Genomic DNA, 12,296 nt, shown 5'->3' with positions numbered 1-12,296 from the left:
GCACCGCGCCAGTATTCATGTCGGCGACATTGTAATTATAGACATGAACATTGTAAATGAGAAATTATTTAAGATTGAGTCAAAACCCCAGGGCCGCGCCCGCGCCCAGCAGGGTGGCCACGCCCAGCACGGCAAAGACCAGCGCCGCGATGCCATGCACGAGGCGCAGCGGGACGCGGTTGGCGATCCTGTCGCCGAGGTACACGGCCGGCACGTTGGCCAGCATCATGCCGAAGGTGGTGCCCAGCACGACGGAAACAATGTCGTGATAGCGCGCCGCCAGCGCCACCGTGGCGACCTGCGTCTTGTCTCCCATTTCCGCCATGAAGAAGGCGATCAGGGTGGTCAGGAATACGCCGTACTTGGCCAATTTGGTTTCGTCTTCATCGAGCTTGTCGGGGATCAGGGTCCAGGCAGCCATCGCCAGGAAGGAGACGCCCAGTACCCAGCGCAGCACGTCGGGCCCCAGCATGCTGGTGATCCAGGCGCCGACGGCGGCGGCGAACGCGTGGTTGGCGATGGTGGCGACGAAAATCGCCAGCACGATGGGCAAGGGCTTGCGGAATTTGGCGGCCAGCAAAAAGGCCAGGAGTTGGGTTTTGTCGCCGATTTCAGCGAGACCGACGATGCCGGTGGAGATGAGGAATGCTTCCATGAGATTGCAAGAGGTACGCGGGCCGGACGAATTAACCAATGATCCACGGGCGACTCCGGCCCATGCGGCCGCCCTGGATCAATGGTCTCGTCAAGTTTTGCAACCACCTGCACCATGGCCTGCGGGCCAATTATGTTGATACAGGTTCCCGCGGCAGGACCGCAGGACGACTACTCCCCAATGTTCGAGGCGCATCATACGCCAATGCCTGCGCCGGCGCCAGTGCCGGCGGGGGATGTTGCGGCCTGGTGTGTGGGACTTCGACAACAATGATCGATTTGCAAACAGACTCGACTTAGAATGCAGTCTGTCCACGACTCCCAGATGGAATGCGCCATGCCGGTCCTTGTCCGCTTGCTTGCCTTGTGTTTGACCTTGTTTGCTCCCTTGTCCGGCCTGTGCGCCGCCGCGCCTTTCGACGACAAGTTCCGCCAGCTCGAAGAATTGCTGCCCACGCCGAATAGCTACCGCACGGCGTCCGGCGCGCCGGGCCACGCCTACTGGCAGCAGCGCGCCGATTACGTAATCCGCGCTACCCTGGACGAAGCGCGCCGCGAAATCACGGCCAGCGAGCAGATCACCTATCACAACCGCTCGCCCGACAGCCTTGCGTATCTGTGGCTGCAGCTGGACCAGAATGGCTTGCGCAAGGATGCCGACCAGCGCCGCGTCCTGAGCGCGCCGTCGCGCCAGGCCTGGCTCAGCAGCAGCGAAGAAGAGGCGCTGAAATTCGAGGACTTGCGCGCCATCCATGCGGGCCGCGAATTTGACGGCGGCTTCAAGCTCACGGCCGTGAAAGCGGCCAGTGGCAAGCCGCTGCCGTATGTCGTCAACCAGACCATGCTGCGCATCGATTTGCCGGTGGCGCTGACCCCAGGCCAGAGCATCACGTTCAACATCGATTGGTCGTATCAGATCAATGACCAGAAGGTGCTGGTCGAACGCTCCGGCTACGAGTATTTTGAGGACGACAAGAACGCGATTTTCCAGATCGCGCAGTGGTTTCCGCGCATGGCCGCGTATTACGACGCCGTCGGCTGGCAGCACAAGCAGTTCCTCGGCTCGGGCGAATTCACGCTGGAGTTTGGCGACTACGAGCTGTATCTGACGGTGCCGGGCGACCATGTGGTGGCCGCCACGGGCGAGCTGCAAAATCCTGCCGCCGTGTTGAGCGCGGCGCAGCGCGAGCGCCTGGCGCGGGCGAAAAACAGCGACACGCCGCTGCTGGTGATCACGCCGGAAGAGGCGCTGGCGGCGGAAAAGGGCAAAGCCACGGGCATGAAAACCTGGCACTTCAAGGCGGCCAATGTGCGCGACGTGGCGTGGGCTTCGAGCCGCAAGTTCATCTGGGATGCGCAGGGTTTGAATAGCGGCGGCAAGCGCGTGATGGCCATGTCCTACTATCCGAACGAGGGCAATCCGCTGTGGCAGCAGTACAGCACGCGCGCCGTCGTGCACGCGATCGAGCAGTACAACAAGTACAGTTTCGACTATCCGTATCCGAACGCGATGTCCGTCAACGGCGCCGTGGGCGGCATGGAGTATCCGATGATTTCGTTCAATGGTGGGCGCCCCGTGAAGGACAAGAAAACGGGGGAACGCACGTATTCAAAGACGACCAAGTATGACTTGATCGGCGTGATCATCCACGAAGTGGGCCATAATTATTTTCCCATGATCGTCAACTCGGACGAGCGCCAGTGGACATGGATGGACGAGGGTTTGAATTCCTTCCTGCAGTACCTGGCCGAGCAGGCGTGGGAAGAGCATTTTCCGTCCTGGAATGGCGAGCCGCGCAAGATCGTCGACTACATGCGCAGCCAGAACCAGGTGCCCATCATGACCAATTCCGAGTCCCTGCTGCAGTTCACGGCGAATGCCTACGACAAGCCGGCCACCGCCCTCAACATCCTGCGCGAAACCATTTTAGGGCGCGAGCTGTTCGACTTCGCCTTCAAGCAGTACGCCTTGCGCTGGAAGTTCAAACGCCCGACTCCCGCCGACTTTTTCCGCACCATGGAAGATGCGTCCGGCACCGACCTGGACTGGTTCTGGCGCGGCTGGTTCTATACCACCGACGCGGTCGACATCAGCATCGACGGCATCAGCGAATATGGCGTGAGCACGAAGAATCCGGAAGTCGAGAAAGCGTGGAAGAAGGCGCAGAAGGCCGCGCAACCGATCTCGATCTCGGACCAGCGCAACAAGGCGCTGCCGAAGAAGGTCGACCTCGACCCCGCGCTCAAGGATTTCTATAACCAGCACGATGAATTCACGGTCACCAACAAGGACCGCAACAGCTATGCAGAGGAGCAGGAAACGCTGGAGCCATGGGAGAGAAAGCTGCTGGAACAGCACAACATGGGAAAGCATCTGTACCTGGTCGATTTTTCGAATCTCGGCGGCCTGGTGATGCCGCTGATCCTGGAAATCGAACTGAAAAGCGGCAAGAAGATTGTCGAGCGCGTGCCGGCCGAAGTGTGGCGCTACTCGCCGCACAAGATTAGCAAGGTCATCATCACGGACGAGCCGATGGTGGGGCTGGTGCAGGACCCGTACTGGGAGACGGCCGACATCGACATCAGCAATAACGCCTGGCCGAGAAAAATCACGCCATCGCGCCTGGAGCTGTTCAAGCAGGACCGTGACAAGAACAACTTGATGAAGGATTTTAATGTGCCGCTGAAGGCACCCGAGGCCAAGGCCGAAGCCAGGCCGGAAGCAAAATAGGGAAACAGCGCCGGCTAGTCCGGCGCTTTTTCTGCCAGGCCTGCGCCGGAAGTGCTATTCTGCGCGACGTCCCGGCGCACACGGACCGGGGCTTTCGCAAATCATTCAAAAGACGACCATGCAAACTTTGACCTTCCTGCGCGCGCTGGGCTGTGCGCTACTTTGCCAGGTGACCCTGGCCGCGCACGCCGATCCCCTCAGCTATGCGCGCTACGACCAGGTGCGCACGCGCGACCTGCAGCTGGACCTGAAAGCGGATTTCAAGAAAAAGACGCTCTCTGGCTATGCCGAGCTGTCCTTGAACTGGATCGACCCGGCGGCGCGCACTCTGGTGCTCGATACGCGCGACCTGTCGATCGCGAAGGTGCAGGTACAGGACAAGCGCGGCGCATGGCAGATGGCGCCGTATCAGCTGGACAAGGCCGACCCGGAAAAGGGCCAGGCGCTGCGCATCACCACCACGGGCCAGCCGGGCAAAGTGCGCGTCTACTATCACACGGCCCCCAATGCCATCGCGCTGCAGTGGCTCACGCCGCAGCAGACCATGTCGGGCAAGCTGCCTTTCATGTTCAGCCAGTCGCAAAGCATCAACGCCCGCTCGTGGGTGCCGTCGCAGGATACGCCGGCCGTGCGCTTTACGTACAGCGCGCGCATCGAGGCGCCAGCGGGCATGCGCGTCGTGATGAGCGCCGAGAATGACGAAAAGGCGACGGGCAAGGGCGGCTGGAAATTCAGGATGCCGCAGCCGATTCCCTCGTACCTGCTGGCCATCGCCATCGGCGAACTGGAAGTGCGCAAACTCGGTCCCCGCTCCGCCGTGTATGCCGAGCCGCCGCGCATCAAGGCCGCCGAATACGAGCTGGCCGACACGGAAAAGATGATCCAGGCAGCCGAGGCGCTGTATGGCCCGTACGGCTGGGGACGCTATGACATGATCGTGCTGCCGCCATCGTTCCCCTACGGCGGCATGGAAAACCCGCGCCTGACCTTCCTCACGCCGACCATGATCGCGGGCGACCGCAGCCTGGTCGACCTGATCGCGCATGAACTGGCCCACTCGTGGTCGGGCAACCTGGTCACCAACGCGTCGTGGAAGCACATGTGGCTCAACGAAGGCTTTACCACCTACGTCACGACGCGCATCGTCGAGCAGCTGTATGGCAGCGAAGTGGCGCAGATGGGCGTGCAGGTCGACCAGGAAGAACTGGCTGCCTCGATCAAGGAATTACCGGCAGCGAAGACGGCGCTGATCACGCGTGATGCGGACGCCAACCCGGCGGAAACGTACACGGACGACGGCATCATCTACCCGAAAGGCGCCTGGTTCCTGGCGACCATGGAGCGCCGTGCCGGCCGCGCCGTATTCGATCCCTTCCTGCGCGGCTGGTTCGACCAGCATGCGTTCCAGAGCGTGACGACGGAGCAGTTCATCGCCTACCTGCGCAAGAACCTGCTGGCGCAGCATCCGGACGTGATGCCGGAAGCGGAACTCGATGAATGGCTGTACGGCACCGGCGTGCCGGCCAGCGCGCAGCGCGTCGTCTCGCCGCGCCTGGCGCTGCTCGACCAGCACCGCGACGCCTGGTTGAAAGGCGAGCTGGCGACGAAGGACCTGGGCATGGACAAGTGGATCGCCATCGAATCGATGCACTTCCTGAACGACATCAACAACAAGGCCAGCGCGGCGCAATTGCGTGAGCTGGACCAGGCCTACGGTGTGGGCAAGAGCGGCAACAACGAAGTGGCGTACCGCTTTTATCTGGCCTCCGTGAACGCCGGCTACGATGTACGCCAGCCATTGCAGGCATTCCTGATGAGCGTGGGCCGCCAGAAGTTCGTCGTGCCTCTGTACAGCGCCTTGATGAAGACGCCGCAGGGCCATGTCTGGGCCAAGGACGTGTATGCCAAGGCGCGCGAACGCTACCACCCGGTGACGCAGGAAAGCGTCGATAAATTGATGGCCGCGCAAGCGCATTGAACCTTATTGGGAAATCCTGACCATGCATACCATGAACCGTCTCGCCGCCGCCATCGTGCTGGCGTTTTCCAGCATCACCGTGCCGGCGCTGGCTCTTGACGCCGCACCCGTCGCTTCCGCCGCATCCGCGCCGGCGCCCGCCTTCGACCTTGACCGCGACGTCGCCACCGCCTTGAAAGTGTTCGACGTGCCCGGCATGGCGATCGCCATCGTCAAGGACGGCAAGGTCGTCACCGCCAGGGGCTTTGGCGTGCGTAAACTCGGCGAGCCGGCCGCTGTCGATGCGCAGACCCTGTTCGAGGTGGCATCGAACTCGAAGGGCTTCACGGCCGCCGCGCTGGCCATGCTGGTCGACGATGGCAAGCTGGCCTGGGACGATCCCGTCACCAAGCACCTGCCCGGCTTCCAGATGCACGATTCCTACGTGACGGGCGCCATGACCGTGCGCGACCTGCTGACGCACCGCAGCGGCCTGGGTCTGGGTGGGGGCGATTTGCTGTGGTGGCCGACCACCACCTTCAGCACCGACGAGATCATCGAGAAGCTGCGCTACATCCGCCCGGCCACGAGTTTTCGCAACAGCTATGCCTACGATAACCTGCTGTATATCGTGGCCGGCAAGATCATCGCCGACAAGGCGGGCAAGAGCTGGGGCGAGGCCATGCATGAGCGCATCCTGGCGCCGCTGGGCATGACGGGCACCACCACCAGCCTGCTTGAAAGCGCGGGCAAGTCCGACGTCGCCAGTGCGCACAGCAAGATCGACGGCAAGATCGCTGCCGTCAAGTCGATGCCTGTGCCGAACGCCGTGGGCGCCGTCGGCATCAACACGAATGCGGAAGATATCGCCAAGTGGATGATGGTGCTGCTCGACGGCGGCAAGATCGCCGGCGTGAAGGACAAGGACGGCAAGGAGGCGCGTTTGTTCAGCGAAAAGCAGGGCCGCGAAATGTGGACGGCGCAAACGCCGATCAAGATTTCCGAGCCGAAGCCGGCGCTGGCCGCGACGAAGCCGAACTTCAGCGCATATGGCCTGGGCTTCCAGCTGCGCGACTATAAGGGCATGAAAGTGGCCATGCACGGCGGTGCGCTGCAGGGATTTTATTCGCGCGTGGTGATGGTGCCGGAAGCAAAGCTGGGCGTGGCCATTCTGACCAATGCGGAAAATGGCGGTTCCATGACGGCGCTGCAATGGCGCATCCTCGACCATTATCTGCAGGCGGCGCCGTCGGATTGGCTGGCGCTGGTGGCCAAGGTGGAGCAGGACCAGCATGCCGAGGAAGTCAAGAAGCAGGGCAAGGCGTCGAGCGCGCGCGCGGCGAAATCGCAGCCATCGCTGCCGCTGGCGGCGTACGACGGCGAGTACGAGGACGCCTGGTATGGCAAGGTCGTGATCAAGCCGGAAGGAAAAAAACACATCCTCAGCTTCACGCGCACGCCGGATCTGACGGGCGAGCTGGAACACTGGCAGCACGACACCTTCATCGTGCGCTGGAAAGAGCGCAACTTCAACGCCGATGCCTACGTGACGTTCTCGCTCAATCCCGATGGCAGCATCGACCGCGTGAAGATGGCGCCCGTGTCGGCCGAGACGGATTTCAGCTATGACTTCCAGGACTTGAGCCTGGTGCCGGTGAAACCGAAGGAAGCGAAGAAATAAGGTGTCGATACAAAAACCGCAGCCTGTGCTGCGGTTTTTTTCGCCTGTTTCCATGCAAATGCGCGGCAGGAAAGCGGCGAGCCGGTTTTTATTCCCTGAAATGGAATGAAAAAGAAACGTTATCTTGTTTTCTTGTTTGTCTATTTAATAACTCCTCAAGGTGCTACTATTTCTGGGCGCCATAGAATTCGTCTGTCGACAGGCGGTTTCCGGCGGCTGAAGCCTGTGTCTTCAGTGGTTTTTATAACGACTCAACTCTTGGGAATGGGATAAAAATGATCAATGTGAAAAAAGCCGTCTTTGTCTTTTGCGCCGCCGTCGGTTTTGCCGGCGCCATCAGTTCTTCCGCGTATGCGCTGCCAACGCGCGAAACCTGCGAGGAAGCCTATACCTCGTGCGTGACGGACGGCGATGCCGGCGCCTGCACGCTGGTCAAGCGCCTGTGCGGCGTGTACGGCATCTACCTGTAAGGCGGCAGTCAACCCGGCTGGCAGGCGGCGCGCCGGATCGGCCCGCCGCCGTTTTTTTACGGCTTGACGAACTTCAGGGTCATGCGGTCGCTCTCGCCGATGGCCGTGTACTTGGCCCGATCCACATCCTTGTTGGCGTAGGTGGGCGGCAGTGCCCAGACACCGCCCTCATGGTCCGCCGTATCCTTGGGATTGGCGTTGATTTCCGACTTGGCCGCCAGTTTGAAGCCTGCGCCTTCGGCCAGCTTGATCACATACGCTTCGTGCATGTAGCCGCTGCTGGCCGTGGCATCCTGCGCCTTGTTCGCCGGCAGGCGGTGTTCGATGACGCCGAACACGCCGCCCGGTTTCAGGCTGTCATACACTTCCTTGAACAGGGTTTTCATGCCCTCGTCGCCGATGGGTATCCAGTTGTGGATATTGCGGAAGGTGAGCACCATGTCGGCCGTGCCCGCGGGCGCGATGCGGTAGGTGGTGGGGGGCGCGAAGGCGCCGAGTTCCACCTTGCCGAAAGCGCTCGGGTTGGCGTCGAGTTTTTGCTGGAAGCGCGCCGCGCCACGGCGTGCACCTTCGCTGCTTGACTGCGGGTCGTTGCCGGCGGCGATCAGCTTGCCGTGGTCGCGCAGGTAGGGCGCCAGGATTTCCGTGTACCAGCCGCCGCCGGGCGCCAGCTCCACCACCGTCATGGTCGGCTTGATGCCGAAAAACGTCAGCGTTTCATACGGGTGGCGGGCGCTGTCGCGCAGCGCGTTGGCCGGCGTGCGCGCACTGCCGGTGATGGCCGCCTTCAGGGCCGCGTCGCCCGCATCGGCGGCCAGCGCCGCGTCGCTGCCGCCGCAGGCCAGCATGACCGTCAGGGCCGCGGCCAGGGATACTCGCTTCATCATCATATGCTCCATGCGTGATTGGATCGGTTGGTCAATTGGTGGCTATCGCCATCAACGCCGATCATCGGGCAAGCACGCTGGCCGGTCAAGCGGATTCCGTACCCCAGGTTGCGGCATACGCGGGTATGTCGCAGGTGTTGAGCGCATCGGCGATGGCCGCGCCACGGCCGTGCGAAAAGGGCAGTTCGCCCGTCCAGACGGCATGCGCCATATCGCCCGCATCGTCGAGCGGGCCGCCCGTGCGCTGCTTGACGGCGCATTCGTCGAGCGCGATGCGCAGCACGGTGGTGGCCGCGTATTCCTTGGCGCTGCCGCCGCGCACGTGCGCCAGACGTCCCGGTGCCAGCTTCTCCATCAGCGCATCCATGGCCGCATGTTGCTGGCCGATGTCGCTTACTTTCTCAAACTGCCCATACACCATCGCCGAGCGGTAGTTCATGGTGTGATTGAAGGCGGAGCGCGCCAGCACCAGGCCGTCGAGATGGCTGACCGTCACGCACGCGTCGCCGTCGAGCAAGAGCTGCTTGAGCATGCGGCTGCCGTTCGAGCCATGGATGTACAGGTGGCCGCCGATGCGCCAGCAGGCGGTCGGGATGCAATGGCTGCCCTTGTCGTCGCGAAAAGCGATATGGCACAGATAGGCGGCATCGAGGATGGCGTACAGGGTGGTCTGTTCATAGCTGGCCAGTTCGGCGACGCGGCGCACGCGGGTACGGAGGCTGGGGGGCAGGGCGGTAGCGGTCATGGTGGAAGTCCCGTTGGTTGAAGAAGCAGGCCGCACTATAATCGGCATCTGGCCCTGAAAAAAGATCCAGAACCGACAAATAATTTAGAGCCACAATGAAGGGGAAGCATGGACTTCGCTTTGCTGCTGAGCGCGTTCGAGCGCACGCACCGCGGGCGGGGCTGGTCGCGCCAGCGCCTGCTGCATGAATGCCTGCGCGCGGCGATCCGCGGCGGCCAGCTGGCGCCCGGCACGCGGCTGGCCGCCACGCGCGTGCTGGCGGCCGAACTGGGACTGGCGCGCAATACCGTGCTGTATGCCTACGAGCAGCTGGCCAGCGAAGGATTTGTCTTGCCGGACCGGCGCGGCACCGTCGTCGCCGGCAGCGCCGGTGTGCCGGCGGCCGCGCCTGCGGCAGGGGGCAACGGTGGCTTGTCGCGCCGCGCGCAGCATTTGCGCGGCGTGGCGGGACAGGATGTGAATGCCTCGGTAGTGTTTCCCGCCGACGCCATGGGCGCGTTTGCGCCTGGCGTGCCGGCGCTCGATGAGTTCCCGCTGGCGCAGTGGCGGCGCATGCTGGACCGCGCCTGGCGCGCGCTGACGCCGCGCCAGCTCAATTACGGCGACCCGGCCGGCGAGCCGTCGTTGCGCATGGCCATTGCCGAGCATTTGCGCGCCGCGCGCGGCGTCGTCTGCGATGCGGGCCAGGTGTTCATCACGGACGGCACGCAAAGCAGCCTCGATGTCTGCCTGCGCGCCTTTGCCGACCAGGGCGACACCTTGTGGATCGAGCATCCAGGCTATGGCGGCGCGCTGGCGGCAGGCCGTGGCGCGGGCTTGCAGGTGACCGGTATCGCGGTCGACATGGACGGCATCGCACCGACGGAGGACGACTGGCGCGACACGCCGCCGCGCCTCATCTACACCACGCCGTCGCACCAGTATCCGACGGGCAGCGTGCTCAGTCCCGCGCGCCGCATGGCGCTGCTCGAACGGACCCGCGCGGCCGGTGCCCTGATCATCGAAGACGATTACGACAGCGAATTTCGCCATGGCGGCCCACCCCTGGCAGCGATGCAGGGACTGGTGGCCGACGCGCCCGTCGTGTACCTGGGAACCTTCAGCAAGACCATGTTTCCCGCCTTGCGCATCGCCTTTATCGTCGTGCCGGCCGCGCTGGCCGGGGCCTTCGCGCAGATGCAGGCGCAGGGCGCCGCGCGGGGGAGGGGGGCGGAACAGCTGGCGCTGGCCGAGTTCCTGCGCAGCGGCCTGTTTGCGCGCCATGTGCGGCGCATGCGCCGCCTGTATCGCCAGCGCCGCGACGCCTTGGGCGAGGCGCTGCAGCGCCATGCGTGCGGCGGCGCGGCCATCCATGGCGGCACGGCCGGCATGCACCTGGCGCTGCGTTTTCATGATCGCGCATGGGATGACCTGGCACTGAGCCGCAGCGCCGCGCAGGACGGCATCGTGGCGCTGGCGCTGTCCGCGCATGGCACGGGAGACGGGGTGGGCTGGAACGGTTTCCTGCTCGGTTATGCGCAGGTGCCGGCCGAGCACATGGATGGCCTGGCGCGCCGCCTGGGTGGGCTGCTGCCGGCGTGATGCAGCTAATTTATTGCTGGTCCTGCATCCACTGCTTCAGGCCGTTGACCCAGTTCTTGGCGGGCAGGTTGAACTGCTTCTTGATGGTGGCGGCGCGTTCGTATAAATCGCTGAAGTCGAGCGACGGCGATTTTTTGAAGGCCAGCACGACGATGTTTTCATCTTCCATTTCCGGCACCCAGACGACGGCGTCGAAAACCAGCTCCATCGCCTGCAGATTCTTGTCGTAGTTGGGGAAGTCGCCGAAGACATTCGTGCACATGATGCCGTCGTCCGTCAGGCAGTCGAAGCAAGCCTGGTAGAACTCGGGCGTGTCGAGCACGGGACCGCGCGCATCTTCGTCGTACAGGTCCACTTGCAGCGCATCGACGGTGCCGTGATTGGCCGGATCGAGCACGAAGTCGAGCGCATTCATTTCGCGCACGTCGAGGCGCGCGTCATTCGGCGGCAGCGCGAACTGGGCGCCGCAGATGGCGATCACGTTTGGATTGAGTTCGATGGCCGTGACCGTGGCGTCGGGGAAGCGGCGGTAGCTGAATTTGGTCAGCGCGGCGCTGCCCAGGCCCAGCTGCACGATGCGTTTGGGCTGCGTCTTGAACAGCATCCACATCATCATCATCTGCACGTATTCGAGCTCGATGGCGTCGGGTTTGTCCAGGCGCATGGCGCCCTGCACCCACTTGGTCCCCAGGTGCAGGTAGCGGATGCCGCGGTGTTCGGTGGTGGTGGCAGGCGGGTGGCCCGGGTGGCTGAAAGCGGTATGGCTGGTGGAGGTGAAGTCGGTCGTCATGGCGCCAGTTTAGCAGCCGGCTGAAAAAAAGACGCCGCAGCGTCTTTTTGGTGGGGAGCTCAAGATTGCTTGCGGCGTCGTGCCAGGAAGCCCAGTACGCCCAAGCCGGCCAGCAGCATGCCATAGGTTTCTGGTTCAGGAACGGGAGCCAGGTTCAGGTTGAAGGTGCCGCCATAGCTGCCGCCATTGCTGTTGCCCATCACGGTGAGGACCATCGGGCCGTTGAACAGCAGGTTGGTCGGCGCTAGCACCTCGCCCTGGGCATAGCCGAAGACGGTGGGTCCGCCAAAGCCCGTCAGGGCGATGCCGTTCAGGTTGGCACTGCTGAAGTTGATGGACGAAGCATCGCTGCCCGTGACCGACAGGTTGGCCAGGAAGGCTTGCGCGGTCGAACCGAACGTGGCGTCGGGCGTGAAGGTGAAGGTGTCGGTAAAGGCGCCGAGCGGATCGGGCGTGGCGTTGAAGCCGCCCGTCCACAGGTTGCCGGTGGTGTTGATCAGGTCCACGTTGTACGCTGTCGCCTGCGCTACGCCGATGGAAGCCGCGCTCAAGAGTGCTACTGCGATGAGTGATTTCAGTTTCATTTTTATCCCCGCGAAAAAACGATTAATGTTTCAAAAAAACCGTACCGCTCAGATAAATTATCGCCAGGACATTTCATTGTCAATGAGCTATTTTTATATCATTATGCAAACTTAAATAGCTTATTTCTAACACACGGGCATGGCGCTCGCGATGTTGCAATATTAAAAACTCTAATTGTCAATATAATACTGAAAAATAATTGCGCAGCATGTGAT

10 protein-coding genes and 1 riboswitch are annotated in these 12,296 nt (G+C 62.6%); of the genes, 5 read left to right on the top strand and 5 right to left on the bottom strand.

The window, feature by feature from the left end; translation table 11 throughout:
- Nucleotides 1-79 precede the first annotated feature (79 nt).
- Nucleotides 80-655 carry a TMEM165/GDT1 family protein gene (locus O0879_RS25930; RefSeq protein WP_034753160.1) on the bottom strand — a complete coding sequence of 192 codons (576 nt, stop codon included), beginning with the start codon at nt 653-655 and terminating at the stop codon, nt 80-82.
- Nucleotides 656-664: 9 nt separating this feature from the next.
- A riboswitch (yybP-ykoY riboswitch) is annotated at nt 665-846 on the bottom strand.
- 145 nt (nt 847-991) lie between these two features.
- Between O0879_RS25930 and O0879_RS25925 the strand changes: the two genes are divergently transcribed.
- From O0879_RS25925 to O0879_RS25910, 4 genes are all read left to right on the top strand, one after another.
- On the top strand, nt 992-3,385 hold the full coding sequence (locus O0879_RS25925; RefSeq protein WP_289919488.1) for a M1 family aminopeptidase: 2,394 nt from the start codon (nt 992-994) through the stop codon (nt 3,383-3,385).
- A gap of 118 nt (nt 3,386-3,503) precedes the next feature.
- The gene (locus O0879_RS25920; RefSeq protein ID WP_289919487.1) at nt 3,504-5,363 is read left to right on the top strand and encodes a M1 family metallopeptidase; all 1,860 of its coding nucleotides are present in this window, start codon (nt 3,504-3,506) and stop codon (nt 5,361-5,363) included.
- A 22-nt stretch (nt 5,364-5,385) separates the two neighbouring features.
- The gene (locus O0879_RS25915; RefSeq protein ID WP_289919485.1) at nt 5,386-7,023 is read left to right on the top strand and encodes a serine hydrolase; all 1,638 of its coding nucleotides are present in this window, start codon (nt 5,386-5,388) and stop codon (nt 7,021-7,023) included.
- 275 nt (nt 7,024-7,298) lie between these two features.
- A complete protein-coding gene (locus O0879_RS25910; RefSeq protein WP_289905813.1) occupies nt 7,299-7,493 on the top strand; it encodes a hypothetical protein in 195 nt (64 codons plus the stop codon).
- Between the two features lie 56 nt (nt 7,494-7,549).
- Here the strand turns inward: O0879_RS25910 and O0879_RS25905 are convergent, their stop codons facing one another.
- On the bottom strand, nt 7,550-8,377 hold the full coding sequence (locus O0879_RS25905; protein WP_289919517.1) for a methyltransferase: 828 nt from the start codon (nt 8,375-8,377) through the stop codon (nt 7,550-7,552).
- Nucleotides 8,378-8,465: 88 nt separating this feature from the next.
- Nucleotides 8,466-9,125 carry a pyridoxamine 5'-phosphate oxidase family protein gene (locus tag O0879_RS25900; protein ID WP_289919483.1) on the bottom strand — a complete coding sequence of 220 codons (660 nt, stop codon included), beginning with the start codon at nt 9,123-9,125 and terminating at the stop codon, nt 8,466-8,468.
- A gap of 108 nt (nt 9,126-9,233) precedes the next feature.
- Between O0879_RS25900 and O0879_RS25895 the strand changes: the two genes are divergently transcribed.
- Nucleotides 9,234-10,706, top strand: a complete 1,473-nt coding sequence (locus O0879_RS25895) for a PLP-dependent aminotransferase family protein (RefSeq protein WP_289919481.1) — start codon at nt 9,234-9,236, stop codon at nt 10,704-10,706.
- A gap of 10 nt (nt 10,707-10,716) precedes the next feature.
- Here O0879_RS25895 and O0879_RS25890 read toward each other — a convergent pair whose 3' ends face one another.
- Together O0879_RS25890 and O0879_RS25885 are read right to left on the bottom strand one after the other, a co-directional pair.
- Nucleotides 10,717-11,496, bottom strand: coding sequence for a spermidine synthase (locus tag O0879_RS25890; RefSeq protein WP_289899536.1), 780 nt, complete (start codon nt 11,494-11,496; stop codon nt 10,717-10,719).
- 59 nt (nt 11,497-11,555) lie between these two features.
- Nucleotides 11,556-12,080 (bottom strand): FxDxF family PEP-CTERM protein, encoded by a 525-nt coding sequence (locus O0879_RS25885; RefSeq protein WP_099665750.1) that lies wholly within the window; start codon nt 12,078-12,080, stop codon nt 11,556-11,558.
- Nucleotides 12,081-12,296: the final 216 nt, after the last annotated feature.

The organism is Janthinobacterium sp. SUN120, assembly GCF_030397735.1.
In the GTDB taxonomy this organism is placed as follows: Bacteria; Pseudomonadota; Gammaproteobacteria; order Burkholderiales; family Burkholderiaceae_D; genus Janthinobacterium; species Janthinobacterium kumbetense.
Note: the sequence above shows the minus strand (reverse complement) of the source record. Positions and strands in the feature narration are given on the sequence as shown.

Bases quoted from the DNA above. Each gene is read 5' to 3' on its own strand.
- O0879_RS25895 (WP_289919481.1), top strand. From the start codon at position 9,234: ATGGACTTCGCTTTGCTGCTGAGCGCGTTCGAGCGCACGCACCGCGGG.
- O0879_RS25920 (WP_289919487.1), top strand. From the start codon at position 3,504: ATGCAAACTTTGACCTTCCTGCGCGCGCTGGGCTGTGCGCTACTTTGC.
- O0879_RS25890 (WP_289899536.1), bottom strand. From the start codon at position 11,496: ATGACGACCGACTTCACCTCCACCAGCCATACCGCTTTCAGCCACCCG.
- O0879_RS25885 (WP_099665750.1), bottom strand. From the start codon at position 12,080: ATGAAACTGAAATCACTCATCGCAGTAGCACTCTTGAGCGCGGCTTCC.
- O0879_RS25910 (WP_289905813.1), top strand. From the start codon at position 7,299: ATGATCAATGTGAAAAAAGCCGTCTTTGTCTTTTGCGCCGCCGTCGGT.
- O0879_RS25915 (WP_289919485.1), top strand. From the start codon at position 5,386: ATGCATACCATGAACCGTCTCGCCGCCGCCATCGTGCTGGCGTTTTCC.
- O0879_RS25925 (WP_289919488.1), top strand. From the start codon at position 992: ATGCCGGTCCTTGTCCGCTTGCTTGCCTTGTGTTTGACCTTGTTTGCT.
- O0879_RS25930 (WP_034753160.1), bottom strand. From the start codon at position 655: ATGGAAGCATTCCTCATCTCCACCGGCATCGTCGGTCTCGCTGAAATC.
- O0879_RS25905 (WP_289919517.1), bottom strand. From the start codon at position 8,377: ATGAAGCGAGTATCCCTGGCCGCGGCCCTGACGGTCATGCTGGCCTGC.
- O0879_RS25900 (WP_289919483.1), bottom strand. From the start codon at position 9,125: ATGACCGCTACCGCCCTGCCCCCCAGCCTCCGTACCCGCGTGCGCCGC.